The organism is Xanthomonas sacchari (genome assembly GCF_024266585.1).
Classification (GTDB): domain Bacteria; phylum Pseudomonadota; class Gammaproteobacteria; order Xanthomonadales; family Xanthomonadaceae; genus Xanthomonas_A; species Xanthomonas_A sacchari_C.
Genome location: NZ_CP100647.1, coordinates 3,889,887 through 3,911,096 on the forward strand (window position 1 = coordinate 3,889,887; position 21,210 = coordinate 3,911,096).

Sequence of the window (21,210 nt, forward strand, 5' to 3'; positions counted from 1 at the left end):
ACGGCATGGAGCGTCCCGAAGACGCGCAATGCCAGCACGTGGAGCAAGGGCCAGATCCCGCCGAACATCCCTGCCCCACCCTACGCCAGCGGCAGGCGCAACGTCGCCACGCTGCCGGGCGCATCCGTGCGCGCCTCCAGACTCAGGCTGCCGCGACAGCACCAATTACGGACAGTGGCGCGACCAGGCGCAGGTCAGGGCTTTTCCAGCGACGCGCGATAGCGCAGCAGCGCTTCCGGTTCGTCGGTCTGGAACGCGCCGATGCCTGCGCGGTACAGCCGCCCCCACACCGCTTCCGGATCGCGCACCGCATCGGCATCGCCGCCGACGTCGGCGACGAAGCCGTCCCACAGCGTATTGACCAGCAGCCGCACCTGCCGCTGCTTGGCCTCGGCCGCCACCGCCGGCAATTGGGCCAGGTGCATCCGCGGCAGTTCGATCGCCACCGGCCGCACCCTGCCGCCGGTCTGGGTGCGCACGGTCTGCACCAGGTCGTCGGTGCCCGGCGGGTTGAGCAGCACCGGGGTGAAATTCACCTGGTCGAACGGCGGCATCGACGCCAGGTCCTGGCTGGCGACACCGACCTCGGTCTTGACCACAACCTGGCGTTCCATGCCCGCGCGGCGCACCGCGTCGACCACCTCGGCGTAGATCGGCGCCTTGACGTCGAGGTTGAGCATGATCCGGCCCTTGGCCGCGGCCAGCATCTGCGCCAGGGTCACGGGATGCTGGTCGGTGAGCGGCGCGTCGGCACCGCCCTCGTCGTCGCGCAGGCGCAACCGCGCCAGTTGCGGCCAGGTCAGGTCGGCGACCTTGCCGGTGCCATCGGTGGTGCGCTCGACGGTGGCGTCATGGAACATCACCAGGGTGCCATCGCCGGCGCGGCGGATGTCGGTTTCCAGCATGTCCACGCCCAGCGCCACGCAGCGCTCCAGGCCCAGCAGCGAGTTCTCCGGGGCATGCCCGGAAAAGCCGTGCGCGGGCGCGGGGTTGTGGCAGCCGCGGTGGGCGACGACGAAGATGCCGCCGTCGGGTGCGGCCAGGCGCGCCTGGATCGGGGCGATGGCGGCGACGGCCGGGGCCGTCGCGGTCAGCAGCGCGGCGAGGATGGCGCCGCGCGAAAGAACGAAGTACATGGGACGTCTCCGGCAGTTACAGCGACGGGGTGAAGCGCAGGCCGAGCCAGTAGGTGGTCGGCATCGAATAACTGTCCTTCAGCAGGTTCTCGCCGGGGCCGGTGAGGCTGGTGAGGCGGCTGTGGGTGACGTTGCTGATCTGGCCGACCACGCTGAGCTGCTTGCTCACCGCCCAGGTCGCCGACAGGTCCAGCTGCGAGCGCGGCGCCCAGTACAGGTCCTGCCAGGCGATGTTGCTGACGATGGCGCGCAGCGCCTTGCCCTGGCGGTTGTAGGCCGCGCGCAGTTCGACGCCGCCGACGGTGTAGAACAGCGAGGCGTTGGCGGTGTAGTCCGGCTGCCCGACCAGGCGATCGACGGTGCGCTGGCTCTGCACCACGTTGGGTGCGCTGCCGCTGGTGAACGGCACGTCCATGCCGCCGTCGAGCAGGGCCAGGTTGGCGCTGGCGCCCAGGCCGGACAGCGCCGGCACGCCCGGGAACAAGGTGTTGAACACGGCGCTCAGCTCCAGCCCGCGCACATGCGCCTTGGCGGCGTTGGCCGGGGTGCTGATCAGCACGTTGGAATAGGTGGTGCCGTTGAAGCTGAACTGGTCGGTGCGCGAGAGGGTGAAGATCTCGTCCTGGATGCGCTTGTCGAACAGCGCCGCGGCGAGCATGCCGTCGACGTCGTCGGGCAGGCGCCATTCCAGCGACAGGTCCAGGTTGGTGGACACGCGCGGCTTGATGTCCGGGTTGCCGATGGTGACGGTCACACCCTGCGCATTCGGATTGCCCATGTCGCTGCTGTTGACGAAGCCGATCGAGGTGCGCGCGGCATAGGCGTCGTAAGGCGGGCGGCCGAGCGTGCGGCTGGCGCCGGCACGCAGGTCGAGGCGGTCGTTGACGTGGTAGGTCATCACCGCCGACGGCAACACCTTGGCGTAGCGCGACTCGGTCGGCGCATCGACGTAGACATAGGTGCCGGTGGTCGCGTCCAGTTGCCGCTGGCGGCCGACCGTGGCCTGGTCGGTGTGGTCGTAGTGCAGGCCGGCCTCCACGTCGAACGCGTCGGCGTGGTAGCCGACCAGGCCGTAGGCGCCGAAGATCTCCTCGCGGTGGCTGAAGTTGTCCTGGTTGCTGAAGGCGCTCTGGTCGGTGCGGTTGAACGCGCTCAGCGGCGTGGCGCCCAGCACCTGGTTGGCCTTGTTTGGATCGATCGCGATCAGGTTCAGGCCCAGGTAGCGCATCGGTGCATTGGACGGCGCCAGCACATCGGCGATCTTCAGCGGCGGCGCGCTGCGGTTGGGCTGGTATTCCACGCGGTAGATGTCGAAGCCGGGTTCGTCGCGGGTGTAGCTCAGGCCGCCGCCGAAGCCGACGCCGCGGTCCATCTCGCCGCGGTTGAAGGCGTAGTCCAGGCGTCCGGTGAGCACCTGGTCGCGCGCGTTGCGCTGGTAGTCCGGGCGCCAGTACAGCAGGCTGTAGTTGTCGTAGTCGTAGTACGACTGCGCCGAGATCGGGAAGCGCTGGTTGAGCGCGGAGGTGTCGTAGTTGAACGCGTATGCCGCATTCGGCACCACGGTGACGCCGGGGCCGGTCTGCCCGGTGGGCACTGCCGCCGGGCGCTGCGCGCCGGTGACGTACTTGATCATCTTGATCGGCTCGGCATAGGTGGCGTCGGACCAGGAGGCGCGCGCCGACAGCAGCTGCCGGTCGTCCGGGCGCCATTCGAAACCGGTCTGGCCGAGCTTGGTGCGGGTAGTGGTGATCTGGTTGGAGTAGCCCACTTCCACGTCGCCGACCGGGTAGCTGCCGCTGGTGGCGGTCTGGTTGTAGACGCGATTGCGGTTGCGCGGATCGATGATGATCTCGTTGCGCTCCATGTTGTCGCGGAAGTAGTAGTAGCCGGCCATGGCGTAGGCCTGCAGCGCCTCGCTCAGGCGCGCCTCGAACTTGCCGGTGAGGCCGTAGCGGTCGCGTTTGTCCATCACGTACCAGTACTTGTCCTGCTGCGGCACGGCCCAGCCGTTGCCCAGGTTGGTGCCGCTCTGCAGCGCGCCGGTGCTGTCGTAGAACCCGTAGTGCACCGTGTCGGTGGTCATGTGGGTTTCGGTGTAGCTGCTCAGCGTCTGGTAGTTGCCGGACAGGGTCAGGCCGTACTGGCCGTCGCTGCCGAAGGTGCGGCTGCCGGTGGCGAGCAGGCGGTAGCCCGGGTCGTCCTGGTCGCGCGGCTTGCCCACGTCGTTGGCGTGGCCCAGCGAAGCTTCGGCGGTGAAGAACGGCTTGCCGCCGTTCTCGAACGCGCTGCGGGTCTTGAGGTTGATGGCGCCGCCGGTGGCGTTGGGGTCCAGGTCCGGGGTGAAGGTCTTGATCACCTGCAGTTCGCTGACCATCGAGGCCGGCAGGATGTCCAGACGCACGCCGCGGGTGATCGAGCCCAGCGTGCCGTTGGGCGTGCCCGGCGAGGCCACGGTCAGGCCGTCGATGGTGACGTTGTTGTAGGACGGGCCCAAACCGCGCAGCACCGGGGTGGCGGCCTCGTCGCGCGGATGCTCGTTGTCGGTAGCCGGCAGCACCGACAGCCCGGGAATCCGGCGCAGCGCCTCGACGATGGTGGTGTCCGGCAGCGCGCGCACGTCGGTGGAACTGACCACGTCGGTGATGTTGGTGGCCGCGCGCTTGCTCTCGATCGCCGCGGCGTTGGCCTTGCGCACGCCGGTGACCATCACGCTGGACAGCGTGGTGGTGCCGTCGGCGCTGGCGGCGCCGTTGGGCGCGGTCTCGCCGCCGGCCGGCACGGTGCTGGCGGCAATGGCGCTGGCGTCGGCGGTGGCCGTCGCCGCGGTGGACGCGGCGTCCTGCGCCAGCGCGGCCTGGCAGCTGGCCGCGAGCGCGCAGACGATCAGCGCCCGGCGCCGATGGGTGAGTGGTTGCATGGCGATGTCCCCTGGTTGACTGAATTAAATAACTTAAAGTTCGTTATTTAATCCCAGGGAGATGACGACGCGATGGCGGCCCGCGGAAAGACCGAAGACACCGTGTCCCGACCGACGCGGATGGCTGCACGCGCTGCCTTGGAATCACGATGCCTGCGGGGTCGGCGCCGCGCCCGCTGGCGCCTGGTGGCGTGCGGCGGCCGCGCGGTGGCGGCCGATGGCTCAGTCCGCGGCCGCCGGCGCGGCGCGATGCACCTGCACCGCCTGCGCGGCGAAGGCGGCGAGCACGCCGTCCGGGGCGTCGTGCTCCACCACCAGCCGGTCGATCGCCTCCACGCCGACCACGCGGTGCGCGGCCAGGGTACCGAGCTTGTCGCTGGTCACCACCGCCACGGTCTCGGCACTGGCCTCGACCATCGCCCGCTTGAACAGGCTTTCCTCGTCGTCCACGCCCCAAAGGCCGCGTTCGGGGTCGATCGCGCAGGCGCCGGGAAAGCACAGGTCGGCGCGTAGTTGCCGTAGCTGCTGCAGCGCCTGGGCGCCCACCGCGGCGCCGCTGCGCGGGTCCAGGCGGCCGCCGATCAGCAGGATCTCGATGCCCTCGCGGCGCAGCAGGAGTTGCGCGATGTCCGGCGCATTGGTGACCACGCTGAGCCCGAGCCGCGCCGGCAGCGCGGCGGCGATGGCGCTGTTGGTGGAGCCGGCATCGATCAGCAGCCGCTGCCCGGGCTTGACCAGCGCGACCGCGGCCAGCGCCAGCGCACGCTTGCGCTCGGCGTGTTCGGCCTGGCGCTGCGGCAGCGGCGCCGACGCCGGCGTCGGCAGCAGCGCCCCGCCGTAGACGCGCCGGCACAGGCCCTGCGCGGCGAGTTCGCGCAGGTCGCGGCGGATCGAATCCTCGGACACGGCGAAGCGCTCGGCCAGGTCCGCCGCCACCACCCGGCCGTGCTCGCGCAGGCGCTGCAGGATCGCCTGCTGCCGCTCCTGCGGCAGCGCGTCGCGTTCGCCGCTCATGGCGCCACGGCGACGGCGCGCGGCGGCAGCAGGCCCAGCGCGACCAGCGCCTCGCGCAGCGTCGCGGCGTCGCGGAACTGCAGTGCGTGCATGCCGATGGCGGCCGCGGCCTGCACGTTGCGCGGCGCATCGTCGATGAACACCGCCCGCGCCGGCGCGATCGCGTAGCGTTCGCACAGCAGCGCGAAGATCGCCGGATCCGGCTTGACCAGGCGCTCTTCGCCCGACACCAGCACGCCCTCGAACCACTGCAGGAACGGGTAGCGTTCGCGCGCGATCGGGAAGGTCTCGTGCGACCAGTTGGTCAACGCGTACAGCCGCACGCCCTGCCCGCGCAGCTCCTCCAGCACCGCCACGGTGGCCTCCAGCGCCCCGCCCAGCATCTCCGGCCAGCGCGCGTGGTAGGCGGCGATCATCGGCGCATGCGCCGGATGCAGCGCGCTGAGTTCGGCCACCGCCTCGTGCCAGGGCCGCCCTGCGTCCTGGCGCTCGTTCCACTGCGGGCTGCACACCTCGCGCAGGAAGGTTTCCATCGCCGCCTCGTCGTCGAACAGGCGGCGGTACAGATGGCGCGGGTTCCAGTCGATCAGGACGCCGCCGAGATCGAACACCACGGTGTCCAGGCGGGACGCGGCGGGCGGGGAGGACGCGGGCATGACAGGCTCCAGGCAACGAGACGAGGACATTCAGCGGCGGACCAGGCGCGCACCGGCGGCGACCAGCAGCAGCAGCAGCGCCGCCACCGTGGCCAGCGCCAGCGGCAGGCCGATGGCGTGGGCCAGGAACCCGATCAGCGCCGGTCCGGCGAGCAGGCCGGTATACCCGAGCGTGGTCAAGGTCGCCAGCGCCAGCGCCGGCGACGTGCCCGGCATGCGCCCGGCCGCGCCGAACATCACCGGCACCAGGTTGGAGGCGCCCAGTCCGACCAGCACGCAGCCCAGCAGGCCGCTGCCCGGCCACGTCCCGATGCTGGCCAGCGCCAGCCCGGCGGCGGCCAGCACCGCGCCGAGGGCGACGGTGCGCACCGGCCCCAGCCAGGCCACCAGGCGGTCGCCGCCGAGCCGGCCCAGCGCCATCGCCACCGAGAACGCGGCGTAGCCCATGCCCGCCGCGCTCGGCGCCAGGCCGTGGTGCTCGCGCAGCAGCACCGCGCTCCAGTCGAGCATGGCGCCCTCGGCCAGCAGGCAGACGAAGCACAACGCGCCGAGCAGCAGCACCGGGCCGCGCGGCAGCCGCAGCGGCACCGCCTCGCTGGCGGATGGCGCTTGCCGCAGCAGGCCGCCGCGCTGCCACAGCAACACGCCCAGCAGCAACGCGGCAACCAGCACGGCGCCGGCCAGCAACGGCAGGCCGGTACCGAGCAAGGCGCTCATGCCGGCCGCACCGATCAGCCCGCCGACGCTGAACAGGCCGTGGAAGCCGGACATCGCCGCCCGCTGCAGGCGCCGCTCCACCTCCACCGCATGCGCGTTCATCGACACGTCCAGCGCGCCCAGCGCCACGCTGAAGTACAGCAGTGCCGCGACCAGCAGCGGCACGCTGGAGGCCAGCGCCAGCGCCGGCAGCGCGAGGGACAGCGCCAGCGCGCTGGCAAGGATGACCGCGCGGCTGCCGAAGCGATGGCTGAGCACCCCGCCCAGCGGCATCGCCAGCACCGAGCCGGCGCCGAAGGCCAGCAGCACCATGCCCAGCCGCGCGTCGTCCAGCGCGAAGCGTGCCTTGACGTAGGGGACCATCGGCGCCCAGGCGGCCATCGCCATGCCCGACAGCAGGAACATGCCGCGGGTGGCGGCGACGGCGCGGGACACGGTGGGCGCGGGAGACGGAGCCGGAGCGGAGGACATGCGGGAACCTGGCGATCGAAGGCCGGGCCAGCTTAAGGGAACACGCACAATCATGCAAAAACGTGCATAAATCGACATCCGCGTATTGCGGTGGCGATCGTGTCTGCGATCAGGGGATGCTGCGGCCGGGCTTGGGTGGGCGCGGCGCCTGTCAGGTGTTGATCCCGAAACGAAGACAGGACCCGGCCGGGTCCTTTCTGGGCATTGCGAACGCGGGAAGGTATCCGCGGGGCGGTGGGCGCGGCGGTCTCCGCCGGACCCTCACCCCCGCCCCCTCTCCCGGGGGGAGAGGGGAGTTTGGGCGTAGCGCTTCTGATCGGCTTCCCTAGCGACCGGACCCTCACCCCCAGCCCCTCTCCCGGAGGGAGAGGGGAGTTTGGGCGTGGCGCCTCTGATCGGCGCTCCTGGCGACCGGACCCTCACCCCCAGCCCCTCTCCCGGGGGGGAGAGGGGTGAACTGTCAGGGCTGCACGACGTTGATCGTGCCGGGGCTGCTGCGCCCCACCCCGCGCAGGTCGGGACGGTACATGTCCTCGACCAGCGACGGCGGCACCGTGTAGGTGCCCGGGGTCACCGCGCGGACCAGGTAGAACACCTGCGCCTTGCTGCCCGCCGACAGGCTCAGCGCGGCCACGTAGCGGTCGTCACGGAACTCCTCGTGCTTGACGTCGGCGGCGTTGGAGCGGTCGCTGATCTCGATGCCGTCCACCACCACGTCGGCCCACTGCTTGGCATCGCCCAGGTTGAAGTTCTCGATCTCCAGGCCGGCCGGCAGCAGGTCGGTCAGCAGCGCGTCGGGCATGCTGGTGTCGGCGGTGATGGTGACGCGCACGATCAGCGCCTCGCCCTCCTTCAGCGGCCGCGGCGTCCACGGCTTGCCGTCGGTGCCGTAGAAGCTGCGCTCCACCTTCAGCGTGCTGTCGTCGGCCACCGGCGGGGTGCGCGGAACGCCGGCGATTTCCAGGCTGGCGTACAGCGGCGGCTGGCCCTGCGGCATGAAGTGCACGCCGCGCGCCAGTTCGGCCTCGTCGAACTGGCGGCCGAAGGCCTTGGCCGGGGCGATCGCCTCGCTGCTGTCGCCGACGCTCAATTGCCCGGACACCTGCGCGGTCTGGCCGTTGAGCAAGGCCTTGCCCATCCGCGCCAACGCCACCTGCTCCTGCGTACTCAGCCACAGCCAGCCGCCACGGCGGCGCGCGTCCAGTTCGCGGCCCAGCGCCACCACCCGCGTGTCGTACTCGGGCTTGGCCAGGCCGCGCTCGTGCAGCAGCGCGACCATCAGGGCATCGTCGCGGACCACGCTGCCGTAGTCGCCGAAGTAGCGCGGCCGGTCGGCGCTGTCCTTGGCGAAACCGGCGGCGATCGCCGCCTCGCCGCGCTTCTTGTCGCCCTGCAGCGACAGCGCCACGCCCAGGTGCACCAGCGACAGGCCGGTCAGCGCCTTGCCGCGGTCGTTGTCGTACAGCGCGCGCAGCGTGCCCAGCGGCGCACGGTTGACCCGCGCAAGCACGTAGCCCGACCAGGCCTGGTTGGCGAACTTCAGGTTCTCGCGGCGGTCCTGGCCGTAGAAGTTGTTGCCGCCGGACAGCAGGTCCTCGCTGAGCCGGTTCAACGCCTTCTGCAGCACGGTGTCGGGCACCGCGAAGCCGGCGTCCTTGGCATCGAGCAGGAACTCGGCGATGTACGGGGTCAGGCCCGGATTGACGTAGCCGTCGTCGCCCCACATCGAGAAGTGCCCGCTGGAGACCTGCATCGAGGCCAGGCGCCCGAACGCGCCTTCCATGCGCGCGCGACGGGTGGCCGCATCCAGGCCCTTGACCCCGAGCAGGCGCGCGGTGGCGTCGTCGAGCAACAGCGCGGCGTAGCCCTTGCTGGTGGTCTGTTCGGCGCAGCCGTAGGGGTACTGCAGCGCGCCCTGCAGGGCACTGGCGAACGGGATCGGCGGCAACGCGCTGACCAGCATGCGCGCGCTGACCGAACCGGCCATCAGGCCCTCGGCATCGCTGGCCCCCAGGGTCACCGGCGCCAGTTGATCGAGCACGCGGGTCTGCGTGCGCAGCACCGACGGCCACGCCGCGCGCACCGGCAGGTCGTAGCGACGGTCGGCGGCATAGCCATTGCCCTCCACCCGCACCCGCACCTTGGCCACGGTGTAGCCCTCCTGCGCCACCAACGGGAAGCTCAGGGTGGCCTTGCCGTCCTTGCCCAGCTTGGCGCTGCGCGCGTTGTCGGCGATCGCCAGCGGGCCTTCGCCGTCGACCCGCACCTTGAACTCGCCCGGCTGGCCGGTGAAGTTCTGCACGTCCAGGGTCACCGTGCTGCGGTCGCCCGGCGCCATCACCCGCGGCATGCTGGCCTCGGCCACGATCGGCGCGCGCACCAGGGTCTCCACGTCGCGGTTGCCGTAGCGCTCGTCCGAATAGACCAGCGCCGACACGCGCAGGGTGCCGTTGAAGTCCGGCACCGGCAGCTGCACGCGGGCGTTGCCCTTGGCATCGAGCTGCACCGGGCCGGAGAACAGGTCCACGGTCTGCACCCGCGCGGTCGGGCGCTTGGCCTGCGGCAACGCCGCCAGCGCCATGTCGCCGCCGAAGCGCAGCTTGCCGGTGCCGCCCTCGAAGCTCTCGATGACCCGGCCGTAGATGTCGTAGGCGTCCACGCCCAGGCGCCGCTGCGCGAAGAACTGCGCGTTGGCGTCGGGCACCGGGAAGCGGGTGATGTTGAGGATGCCCACGTCCACCGCGGAGATGGTCACGTGCGCCTGCTTGCCGGCCAGCTCCGGCACGCTGACCGTCACCGGCAGCGGCTGCTCCGGACGCATCTGCTTGGGCGCGACCAGGCCCACCGCCACGCGCCGCGCCTTGCGGTCCATCGGCACGTAGGCCACGCCGACCGCGCGCGCCGGGGTGATCTTGCTCGGCGCCGAACCGCCGCGGAACACCAGCGCGGTGACGTAGACGTCGTGGCGCTCCCAGTCCTTGGTCACCGGGATCTCGAAGCGGCTGCCCGGCTTCACGTCGATGTCCTGCACGTAGAGCATGCGGTCGCTCTCGACCATCAGCAGGCCGGGGCCGGCGTGCGGCGGGGTCAGGGTGACCTTGAGCGTGTCGCCGGCCTTGTAGCCGGTCTTGTCCAGCGCCAGCTTGACCTTGTCCGGGCGCGCGTCCAGGCCCCGGTTGTCGTCGTTCCAGCTCCAGCCGGCATGGAACGGATAGCGCGTGGTCAGGCCGGTGGCCGGGTCGAACACGTCCACCCGGTACTCGCCCCACTCCACCGGGAAATCGAACTTGGCCGCGCTGCTGCCGGCATCGACGGTGAGGGTCTGCTTGTTCTCGAAGCGTCGGGTGAAGTCGTAGTCCCAGCGGTTGTCGGTGAACGCCCAGTGGTAGTCGCGCAGCTCGCGCACCAGGGTCACCTTCAGGCCCTTGGCCGGCTGCGGCTTGCCCTGCGCATCCACCCGCATCAGTTCGAAGCGCGCGTTGGCATTGGCGTCGGCGCCGTCCTTGTCGTCGAACAGCGGGCGCACGCCGACCAGCGCCGGCGCCGGCCACAGCACGCGCTTGAGCGTGCGGGTGACGGTGCGGCCGCCGGTCTCGTAGACGCTGGCCGAGACCAGCGCGGCGATGGTGCTGGTCGGCTTGGCCTCGTCGGGCAGCGCCAGGTCCTCGCTGAGCTTGCCGTCGGCGCCGAACTCGGTGTCGACCACGTCCTTGGCCTCGCGCGGCAACTGCAGGGTCGGGTCGCCGAAGAAGTAACCCGGCAGCGCCTCCACCGGATGCTGCTCGACCGCCACCGCCAGCTTGGCGGTGAAGCGGTTGCCGGCGGCCGGTGCGCCGTACAGGTAGGCGGCGGTGGCCTGCAGCTTGAACGGCTCGCCCGGCTTGAGCGTCTTCTGCGCGCTGTCCAGGTCCAGCTTCATGCGCTCGGGCAGGAACTCCTCGATGCGCAGGGTCATGCCCTGCACCGCTTCCTTGCTGGTCGGGTCGGTGCGGAACTCCACCTGCCAGCGCCCGGTCGGCGCATCGGCGGGGATCAGTTGCTCGAAACTGAAATAGCCCTGCTCGCCCGGCTGCAGCCGGGTCTCGCGGAAGATCTTGCCGTCCGGCTGCTTCAGCCGCAGGAACACCGGCTGCGCGCCCTTGCCGGTGGTCGGCACCGGCTTGCCGTCGTTGTCGCGCAGCAGCGCCGACACCCGCACGGTCTCGCCGGGGCGGTACAGGTCGCGGCCGGACCAGGCGAACACGTCGAACCAGGCGTTCTCGCGCCCGGCCACCGCGAACTCGCTCAGGTCCAGCGCCGGCTGGTTGAACGGCAGCATCGACAGATCGGTACCGCTGCGCGCGACCAGCACCTGGCCGGCGTCGAGCGTGTAGTTCAGCAGCGCGTTGCCGTTGTCGTCGGTCTGGCCCTTCAGGAACAGCTCGCCGTCGGCGTTGAGCACACGCAGCTCCACCTTCTTCAGCGGCTCGCCGCTCTGCAGCGAGGCGGTGTGCACGAACAGCTTGTCCTTGTAGGCGCGCGCGTGCAGGCCGATGTCGCTGACGGTGAAGAACGCGGTGTCGTATTCGTTGTCGAACTTGCCGGGGCGGCGCAGCACCGCGAAGTACAGGCCCGGCGCCTGCAGTTCCTTGATCTCCTGGATCGGCAGGTAGGTCAACGCGCGCTCGTTCTTGTCGCCGCCGAGGACGAAGCGGTTGACGTAGACCGAGTCGGCCATCTGCGAGATCGGGGTGTGCTCGCCGTATTCGCTGTCCAGCTCCCAGGTGCCGCGGCGGCCGCCGCGCTGGTACTGGGCGAAGAACGTCGGCAGCGCGCCCTCCTTGACCCGCATGAACTCCACGTCCACTTCCGGCACGTTGAGCGACACCACCGGCAGGCCACGGCTCTCGCGCGCCGGCAGCACGCTGCCCTGCGAGGCGAAGCCGACCGCCGGCGTCAGTTCGCCGGTGTAGACCTTCTGCTTGAGCGGCTTGCCCAGGCGGCTGCCGTCGGCGGCCAGCAGGTCGGCCGAGATCAGCACGGTGTAGTCCTTGGCTGCCTCCACGTAAGGGTAGCGCAGGGTCTTGCCGTCGTCGGACAGCGACCAGGCGCTGTCGTCGGTGCCGACCTTCTCCTCGAAGCGCAGCAGCTTGTCGAAATCCTGGGTGCCGACCAGCGGCCGCGAGAACTCCAGCGCCAGCGACAACCCGTCGCCCTTCTGGTCGGGATAGGCGCGGACCAGGCCGAAGCCCTTCATCGCTTCCTTCTGCCCCTTCACCGGCTCGCCGCTGGCCTCGGGCAACTGCCCGGACTCGTTGCGCTTGCAGCCGCCCAGCGCCACCGCCAGGCCCAGCAACAGGAAAGCCCCCATCAGCCCGGCGCGCAGGCCCGTCCAGCGCCACTTCGAATCCGTGTGCATGCGTTCGCTCCGTGAATGTGGCGCGAGTATAAAGCGCCGGCGCGAAGGCGGGAGGGCGAACGCGCGCCGTCAGCCGGCGTTTCCGCGACAGGCATCCGTCGGGTGGAAACCCCTTTCACAACGGTGCTGCCGACCGCCGTGGCGTCCCGTAGGAGCGGCTTCAGCCGCGACAGGCTTTCCCGGGAAAGCCCGTCGCGGCTGAAGCCGCTCCTACCCCCTGCGTCCCTGCGCGCCATCGCCAGCGCGAGGTCATGTGGGAGGGACTTCAGTCCCGACTGCAGGGCAATAGATGGACCAGTGGCTCCATTCATCGCAGCCAAAGTCGCTCCCACAGGGGGCAATCCGATGGCCTGGCAGACAGCACCGACGGCGCGAGGCCTCTTGTGGGAGGGACTTCAGTCCCGACTGCAGGGCAACGGATGGGCCAGTGGCTCCGCTCGCCGCGGCTAAAAATCTCCTTCACCGCGGCGATGCGATGGCCTCATGGCGAAGCCGCCCTACATACCCCATGTCGGCACGCTGGTCTCAGCGCAACAACCGCTGCATGTACAACGCGATCAGCCGCGGCCGATCCAGCGCCAGGCACACCTGCGCGTTGGGCGCAGCGCCCGCCGCGCCCGCCGCCGGCGCCTCGCGGGTGTAACCTTTGTCGTCGACCACGATGCGCAGCGGCACGGTGGGGCACAGGCCCGGGTCGAGCAACTGCGCCACCGGCACCACGTCGAACAGGGTCGGGGTGGCGCTGGCCCAGGGCTGGTCGGTGTCGCGCCACTGGTAATAGAGCTGCGCCAGCGCGTCGGTCAGCGGCTCGCCATGGGCGAACAGCGCCACCCGCTCCGGCTCCTCCAGGGTCACCTGGGTGGCGTCCAGCGGCAGCATCACGATCGGCACGCCAGCGCCGAACACGCGCTGCGCGGCAGGGATATCGGCGGCAATGTTGTACTCGGCCGCCGGCGGGTTCGGCGGACGGTAGCGCGACTTGCCGTAGCCCACCCGTACCGAGCCGCCCATCAGCACCACCTGCTTGAGCTGCGCGAACCCAGCCGGGTCGCTCTGCTGCGCACGCGCCGCATCGGTCAGCGGGCCGAGCACCAGCAGGGTGACCTCGCCGGGATGACGCCGCGCCTGCGTCAGGATGAAATCGGCCGCCTCCGGCGCCGCCGCGGGCAGGCGGCCCTTCGCCGCCCAACGCGCCTGACTGAAAGGAATCGTGCTGGTGGTGCGCTGCCCGACCGCCAGCGGGATGTCGTCGCGCCCGGCCTGCCGCAGCAGGCGCTGCAGCAGTTGCGCGCGCAGGCCGGTGTCGCCCCAGGCCGAGGCGATGCCCAGCACCTGCAGCTCCGGGCTGCGCAACAGCAAGGCCAGCGCGAACGCGTCGTCGATGTCGTCGCCGACGTCGGTGGACACCACCACCTTCTGCACCGGCGCCGCTGCCGCTGGCGCCGCCATCGCATCGGTGGTCCACGCGGCCGCGGCCAGCAGCGCCAACGCCGCCCATTGCTTCAGAGTCCGCATCCGCGTCTCCCAAAAAAAGAACCGCCGGCATGATAGCCGGCGGTCGGTCTTGCAACGGCGAGGCCGCGGATCAGAAGTTGGCGCGGAACTGCGCGCCGACGATGCGCGGATCGTTGATGAAGCCGGTGAGGTTGTTGAAGTCGATCGCACCGGTGGCGCGGATCTGGTTGGTGCAGTTGCGGCAGAACACCGAGACCTCGTACGCGCCGGCGCCCCAGTTGTAGCCGATCTTGGCGCCGCCTTCGAACAGCGGCTGGCCGACGAACTCGCGCGAGTCGTACAGGAAGAAGTTGATCTCGCTGCGGTAGGACCAGTCGGTGAAGAAGAAGAACTCGGCGTCGTCGCCGACCGGGATGCCGTAGCGCAGGGTCGCGTTGCCCATCCACTTGGCCGCCTGCGGCAGCACGTTGCCGTCGATCAGCGCACGGCCGGAGGCGTTGATCGGATCGGTCACGGTGCAGGTGCGGCACACGCCCACCGACAGCGTCGGATCCTCGATGCGGGTCCAGTTGTAGGCGCCGCCCAGGGTCACGCGCAGGTTCTGGCTCAGCAGCGCTTCGAAATCGAACTCGGCGCCGCGGGCCTTGGAGGCCTTGGCGTTGAGCAGGCGCACGTCGTTGGAGGCGCCGCCGACCGCGGTCAGCTGCTGGTTCTTCACCCGGAAGTCGTAGACGTCGAAGCTCAGGCGCGCGCGCTTGTCGAACAGGTCGGACTTGATGCCGATCTCGTAGGAGTCCACGGTCTCCGGCGCGGCCACGGTCAACGGCGCGGTGGCCGACGGCACGCCGAAGCTGGCGCCGCGGAAGCCGCGGGCGGCACGCGCATAGACGTTGACGTCGTCGTTGATCGTGTAGGTGGCGCTGAGGTCGCCGGTGACCTTGGAGTTGTCGGTGCTGCCGGTGGAGGGCTGCTGCAGGGTCACCCGGTCCAGCGCGAGCACATCGAAGGTCTTCTTGTCGTAGGTGTAGCGGAGGCCGGCGCGCAGGTCCAGGCGCTCGGTGGCCGCGTAGTTCAGCGAGCCGAACGCCGCCCACGAGGTGTTGCGCTGGCGAGTCAGCTGGTAGCTGGACAGGGTGCCGCCGGCCAGGGTGTTGTAGGTGTAGTTCTCGCCTTCCACCGAATCGTGGAAGTAGTACAGGCCCGCCTGCCAGTTCAGCGGACCGGCGTACTGCGACTCGGCACGCAGTTCCTGCGAGTACTGGTCCAGGTTCTTGATGCCGCCGGCGGTCTCCACCGGGAACGGGATCACCCCAGGGCCGGACGGCGGCGCGAACACCGCGCCGTAGCCGCCGTCGATGTCGCCGCGGCTGTAGTACTTGCCGATGCCCTCGTAGCCGGTGATCGAGTGCAGCACGATGTCGCCCAGGTCCCAGGTCAGGTTGGCGCTGCCGCCGTAGGTCTGCAGTTCCTGGGTGTTCTTGCCGTCGATGGACACCTTGTCCGGGTCGAAGCCGGCGACCAGCTGGTTGGTGCCCGGCTGGAAGATATTGGCGCGGAACAGCCGCGCGGTGCCGTCGAGGTGGCGCGCGTGGGCGTTGAACAGCGCGCTGAAGTCCTCGCCCGGCTGGAACAGCAGCTGCAGGCGCACCGCCGAGTCCATGTAGCCTTCGAAGGAGCGGTTGTCGATGGTGTTGTCGACCCAGTCGCCACGGCGCTGGCCCAGCGCCGACAGGCGCGCGGCCCACTTGTCGCCCATGGCCACGCTCAGGCCGGTTTCCATGGTCATGGTGCCGTAGGTGCCGTAGGACAGGCTGGCGTAGCCGTCGTTGGCGCCGATGGTCGGCTTGACCGAGTTGAACTTGACCACGCCGGCAGGGGTGTTGCGGCCGAACAGCGTGCCCTGCGGACCGCGCAGCACTTCCAGGCTCTGCAGGTCGAAGATCGGGAAGCCCTTCAGGAACGCGTTCTCGGCGACCACGTCGTCATAGATCAGCGACACCGGCTGCGAGGCGTAGGTGTTGAAGTCGGTGTTGCCGTAGCCGCGGATGTAGAAGCGCGGGAACACGCGGCCGTTGGACGACTCGACGTTGAGGCTGGGCGCCTTGCCGGCCAGCACGCGCACGTCCGAGCCGCTGGTGGCGATCGCGTCCAGGTACTCCGGGCGCAGCACGCTGGCCGACACCGGCACGTCCTTTGAGTCTTCCGCACGGCGCTCGGCGGTGACCTTGACCGTGTCCAGACGGGCGACCCCGTCGGTGCTGTCCGCTTGCTGGGCGGCGGCGGGGAACGAAAGCGCGGAAACGACGGCTATGGCAAGCGCACTGGCGCGCAACGACCAACTGGCAGACATGGGAACTCCGGGGTGGGTGGACGTAGTCGGGAGCGCGCCGAGTCCTTGCCGCGCCGCAGCATAATTAACACAAAATATACATCCTGTGGCAACTGGCGTCACGTTGGGGTGGCGGGATTTGGGATTGGGGAGTCGGGATTGGCAACAGCGGGGGCTGGCGCTAGCGCCGTATCTGCCCCTGGGAGCAACGTTCCTCCCCGGCATCGCGGTAACCACCTGTTGTCGCGTCGGGACTGAAGTCCCTCCCACAACACTTGCCTGCACGTGACGTGTTCGCTGGCGCGATGCCCTCTTGTGGGAGCGGCTTCAGCCGCGACGCGCGATGCGATGGCCTCGCCGGCTCCTTGAGACGATTGCCCCGCATTGCGGAAGCCGCCAGTCATCGCGTCGGGACTGAAGTCCCTCCCACAATGCTTGCCTACGCGTGACGCATCCGCTCGCGCGATGCCCACTTGTGGGAGCGGCTTCAGCCGCGACGCGCAATGCGATGGCCTCGCCGGCTCCTTGAGACGATTGCCCCGCATTGCGGCAGCCACCTGTCGTCGCGTCGGGACTGAAGTCCCTCCCACAACGTTTGCCTGCGCGTGACGCATCCGCTGGCGCGATGCCCACTTGTGGGAGCGGCTTCAGCCGCGACGCGCGATGCGGGCCGCCACTCCAGCCCTGAGACACTCAAGACCGAGGCACTCGCCTCAGCCGGCCGCAGTCTCCGGCACTCGCACCCAGCCTTCCATCAACACGCGCGCGCTGCGGCTCATCAAGGCCTTGGTGACGGTCCACTGGCCGTCCACCTGGCGCGCCTCGGCGCCGACCCGCAAGGTGCCGGAGGGGTGGCCGAAGCGCACCGCCGTGCGTTCACCACCGCCAGCGGCGCGGTTGACCAGGGTGCCGGGGATCGCCGCGGCGGTGCCGATCGCCACCGCCGCGGTGCCCATCATCGCGTGGTGCAGCTTGCCCATCGACATCGCCCGCACCAGCAGATCGATGTCGGCGGCCGCCACCGGCTTGCCGCTGGAGGCGGTGTAGTCGGCCGGCGGCGCGACGAAGGCGACCTTGGGCGTGTGCTGGCGCGTCGCCGCCTGCTCCAGCGTGTCGATCAGGCCCATGCGCAGCGCGCCGTAGGTGCGGATCGTCTCGAAGCGCTGCAGCGCCTGCGCATCGCCGTTGATCGCGTCCTGCAGTTCGGTGCCGCGATACCCCAGCGCCTGCGCCTCGAGGAAGATGGTGGGAATGCCGGCGTTGATCAGGGTCGCCTGGAACGTGCCGACGCCCGGCACCTCCAGCGTGTCGACCAGATTGCCGGTGGGGAACATGGCGCCGCCGGCGCCGTCCTCGTCGGCGGCGGGGTCGAGGAATTCCAGCGCGATCTCCGCCGCCGGAAAGGTCACCCCGTCCAACTCGAAATCGCCGGTCTCCTGCACCGCGCCGTCGGTCATCGGCACCTGCGCGACGATGGTCTTGCCGATGTTGGCCTGCCAGATCCGCACCGTGGCGACGCCATCGCGCGGAATCCGTGCCGGATCCACCAGCCCGGCGGCGATCGCGAACGGCCCCACCGCCGCGGAGAGGTTGCCGCAGTTGCCGCTCCAGTCCACGAACGCGCGCTCGATCGCCACCTGGCCGAACAGATAGTCCACGTCGTGCCCGGGGCGCGTGCTCGGCGCCACGATCACGGTCTTGCTGGTGCTGGAGGTGGCCCCGCCCATGCCGTCGATCTGCTTGGCGTAGGGATCGGGGCTGCCGATCACCCGCTGCAGCAGCGCATCGCGCGCCGGGCCCGGCGTCTGCGCCGCCGCGGGCAGGTCCTGCAGGCGGAAGAACACGCCCTTGGAAGTGCCGCCGCGCATGTAGGTGGCGGGGATGCGGAGTTGCGGAGCGTGGGCCATGGCGGTTCCGGTGCGTGTGCGAAGAAAGGACGGTGGATCAGGGCAAATCGGGAATCTCGGGCTCGACCAGCTGCGTCAGCAGGGTCAGCGACTCCTGCCAGCCGAGATGGCATCCCGCCACCGGGATCTGCGGCGGGATGCCCTCCTGCACGATCTCCAGCGCGGTGCCGCAGGCCATCGGGCGCAGCCGCACGGTCACGATCATCTCGCCGGGCAGGTCCGGGTTGTCGAAGCGGTCGGTATGGCGGATCAACTGGCCGGGCACCAGTTCCAGGTAGGTGCCGCCGAAGGCGCTGCTGGTGCCGGTGCCGAGGTTGGTGAAGCGCATGCGGTAGCTGCCGCCCACCCATGCGTCCAGCGCGTGCACGGTGGCGATGAAGCCGTGCGGCGGCAACCATTTGACCAGCGCCGCCGGCTCCAGGAAGGCACGGTAGATGCGCTCGGCCGGCGCGCGCAGCACGCGTTGCAGATGGACGGTCCCGGTGGTGGCGACGGATGTGGGCATGGCGGTCTCCTCGGCGGTGGCGGGCGCGGCCAGCATGGCACGCGCCCGATGACAGCGGCAGCCGGCTCAGGCGCTACGGGCCTCCTCGAGGAAATCCTGGGCGAAGCGCTGCAGCACGCCGCCGGCCTCGTAGATGGACAGTTCCTCGTTGCTGTCCAGCCGGCACAGCACCGGCACGTCCACCACGGCGCCGTCCTTGCGCAGGATGCGCAGGGTCAGCGTCGCGCCCGGGGTGCGCGTGCCGACCACGTCGAAGGTCTCGCTGCCGTCGATGCCCAGGGTCTTGCGCGTGGTGCCCGGCAGGAACTGCAGCGGCAGCACGCCCATGCCGATCAGGTTGGTGCGATGGATGCGCTCGAAACCCTCGGCGACGATCGCCTCGACCCCGGCCAGGCGCACGCCCTTGGCCGCCCAGTCGCGCGACGAGCCCTGGCCGTAGTCGGCGCCGGCGATCACGATCAGCGGCTGCTTGCGCGCCATGTAGGTCTCGATCGCCTCCCACATGCGCAACACCTGCCCGTCCGGCTCCAGCCTGGTCAGCGAGCCCTGCTGCACCTGGCCATCGACCACCGCCATTTCGTTGATGAGCTTCGGGTTGGCGAAGGTGGCGCGCTGCGCGGTGAGGTGGTCGCCGCGATGGGTGGCGTAGGAATTGAAGTCCTCTTCCGGCACGCCCATGTGTGCCAGGTATTCGCCGGCGGCGCTGTCGGCCAGGATCGCGTTGGACGGGGACAGGTGATCGGTGGTGATGTTGTCGCCGAGCACCGCCAGCGCGCGCATGCCGCGCAGCGTGCGTTCGCCGGCCAGTGCGCCTTCCCAGTACGGTGGGCGGCGGATGTAGGTGCTGCGCGGGCGCCAGGCGTACAGCGGTGCCACCGGCGCGCCCTGCTCCACGCGCACGTTGAACATCGGCGCATAGACGCGGCGGAACTGTTCCGGCTTCACCGCCGCGCGCACCGCCGCGTCGATCTCCGCGTCGCTGGGCCAGATGTCCTTCAGCCGCACCTCGCGCCCGTCGGCGTCGGTGCCCAGCACGTCCTTCTCGATGTCGAAGCGCACGCTGCCGGCGATGGCGTAGGCGATCACCAGCGGCGGTGACGCCAGGAACGCCTGCTTGGCGTAGGGATGGATGCGCCCGTCGAAGTTGCGGTTGCCCGACAGCACCGCGGTGGCGTACAGGTCGCGCTGCACGATCTCCTGCTGGATGCGCGGATCCAGCGCGCCGCTCATGCCGTTGCAGGTGGTGCAGGCGAAGGCGACGATGCCGAAGCCCAGCGCTTCCAGGTCCGGCAGCAGGCCGGCTTCCTCCAGATACAGCTGCACCGCCTTGGACCCGGGCGCCAGCGAGGTCTTCACCCAGGGCTTGCGGGCCAGGCCGCGCGCGCGCGCATTGCGCGCCAGCAGGCCGGCGGCGATGACATTGCGCGGGTTGGAAGTATTCGTGCAACTGGTGATGGCGGCAATGATCACCGCACCGTCGGGCATGCGCCCCTGTGCCTGATCGGCCTGGCCGGCGGCCAGCTTGGCGGCGTCGGCGATGCCGCGTGCGGCCAGCTCGCTGGTCGCCACGCGCTTGTGCGGGTTGCTGGGGCCAGCCATGTTGCGCACCACCTGCGACAGGTCGAAGCGCAGCACGCGCTCGTACTGCGCGGTGGCCAGCGCCTCGGCCCACAGCCCGGTGGTGCGCGCGTACTGCTCCACCAGCGCCACCTGCGCTTCCTCGCGCCCGGTCAGGCGCAGGTAGTCCAGGGTCTGCTGGTCGATGTAGAACATCGCCGCGGTGGCGCCGTATTCCGGGCACATGTTGGAGATGGTGGCGCGGTCGCCGATGGTCAGCGCGGCGGCGCCTTCGCCGAAGAATTCCAGATACGCGCCGACCACGCGCTCCTGGCGCAGGAACTCGGTCAGCGCCAGCACCACGTCGGTGGCGGTGATGCCCGGCTGCGGCCTGCCGCTCAGCTCCACGCCGACGATGTCCGGCAGGCGCATCCACGAGGCGCGGCCGAGCATCACGCTCTCCGCCTCGAGGCCGCCGACGCCGATCGCGATCACGCCCAGCGCGTCCACGTGCGGGGTGTGGCTGTCGGTGCCCACGCAGGTATCGGGGAAGGCGACGCCGTCGTGCACGTAGATCACCGGCGACATCTTCTCCAGATTGATCTGGTGCATGATGCCGTTGCCCGGCGGGATCACGTCCACGTTGCGGAACGCGCGCTTGCTCCAGTCGATGAAGTGGAAGCGGTCCTCGTTGCGGCGATCCTCGATCGCGCGGTTCTTGGCGAAGGCCTGCGGATCGTCGCCGCCGCACTCCACCGCCAGCGAGTGGTCGACGATCAACTGCACCGGCACCACCGGATTGACCTTGGCCGGGTCGCCGCCCTGCTCGGCGATGGCATCGCGCAACCCGGCCAGGTCCACCAGCGCGGTCTGGCCGAGGATGTCGTGGCACACCACCCGCGCCGGAAACCACGGGAAATCCAGGTCGCGGCGGCGCTCGATCAACTGCAGCAGCGCAGCGTGCAGCAGATCCGGATCGCAGCGGCGCACCAGGTTCTCGGCGAACACGCGCGAGACATAGGGCAAGCCGGCGTAGGCGCCAGGACTGATCGCATCGACCGCGGCGCGCGCGTCGAAGTAGTCCAGCGAGGTACCCGGAAGGGATTTACGGTAGTGGCTGTTCATGGCTGGCTACAGTAGAAAAAAGC

Annotated in this window: 11 protein-coding genes; all 11 read right to left on the minus strand. The window is 70.2% G+C overall.

Annotated features, from left to right (window positions below; translation table 11 throughout):
- Window positions 1-194: 194 nt before the first annotated feature.
- Window positions 195-1,136 carry a glycerophosphodiester phosphodiesterase family protein gene (locus tag NKJ47_RS16185; RefSeq protein WP_254458845.1) on the minus strand — a complete coding sequence of 314 codons (942 nt, stop codon included), beginning with the start codon at window positions 1,134-1,136 and terminating at the stop codon, window positions 195-197.
- Window positions 1,137-1,152: 16 nt separating this feature from the next.
- Window positions 1,153-4,053: a TonB-dependent receptor gene (locus tag NKJ47_RS16190; protein WP_254458846.1), complete on the minus strand. Its 2,901-nt coding sequence runs from the start codon at window positions 4,051-4,053 to the stop codon at window positions 1,153-1,155.
- Between the two features lie 222 nt (window positions 4,054-4,275).
- On the minus strand, window positions 4,276-5,067 hold the full coding sequence (locus tag NKJ47_RS16195) for a DeoR/GlpR family DNA-binding transcription regulator (protein WP_254458847.1): 792 nt from the start codon (window positions 5,065-5,067) through the stop codon (window positions 4,276-4,278).
- A complete protein-coding gene (locus NKJ47_RS16200; RefSeq protein WP_254458848.1) occupies window positions 5,064-5,723 on the minus strand; it encodes an HAD family hydrolase in 660 nt (219 codons plus the stop codon). Before NKJ47_RS16200 ends, NKJ47_RS16195 begins: the two co-directional genes overlap by 4 nt.
- Window positions 5,724-5,753: 30 nt before the next feature.
- Window positions 5,754-6,875, minus strand: coding sequence for an MFS transporter (locus tag NKJ47_RS16205; RefSeq protein WP_254458849.1), 1,122 nt, complete (start codon window positions 6,873-6,875; stop codon window positions 5,754-5,756).
- 496 nt (window positions 6,876-7,371) lie between these two features.
- Window positions 7,372-12,261: an alpha-2-macroglobulin family protein gene (locus tag NKJ47_RS16210; protein ID WP_429002545.1), complete on the minus strand. Its 4,890-nt coding sequence runs from the start codon at window positions 12,259-12,261 to the stop codon at window positions 7,372-7,374.
- Between the two features lie 573 nt (window positions 12,262-12,834).
- Window positions 12,835-13,824 carry a nucleoside hydrolase gene (locus NKJ47_RS16215; RefSeq protein WP_254458851.1) on the minus strand — a complete coding sequence of 330 codons (990 nt, stop codon included), beginning with the start codon at window positions 13,822-13,824 and terminating at the stop codon, window positions 12,835-12,837.
- A 70-nt stretch (window positions 13,825-13,894) separates the two neighbouring features.
- Complete coding sequence (locus NKJ47_RS16220; protein ID WP_254458852.1) at window positions 13,895-16,114, minus strand: TonB-dependent receptor; 2,220 nt, start codon at window positions 16,112-16,114, stop codon at window positions 13,895-13,897.
- Window positions 16,115-16,806: 692 nt separating this feature from the next.
- Entirely contained in the window at window positions 16,807-18,000 is a 1,194-nt protein-coding gene (gene prpF / locus NKJ47_RS16225; RefSeq protein WP_254458853.1) for a 2-methylaconitate cis-trans isomerase PrpF, read from the minus strand.
- Between the two features lie 37 nt (window positions 18,001-18,037).
- A complete protein-coding gene (locus NKJ47_RS16230) occupies window positions 18,038-18,541 on the minus strand; it encodes an SRPBCC family protein (protein WP_254458854.1) in 504 nt (167 codons plus the stop codon).
- 30 nt (window positions 18,542-18,571) lie between these two features.
- The gene (gene acnD, locus NKJ47_RS16235) at window positions 18,572-21,187 is read right to left on the minus strand and encodes a Fe/S-dependent 2-methylisocitrate dehydratase AcnD (RefSeq protein WP_254458855.1); all 2,616 of its coding nucleotides are present in this window, start codon (window positions 21,185-21,187) and stop codon (window positions 18,572-18,574) included.
- Window positions 21,188-21,210: the final 23 nt, after the last annotated feature.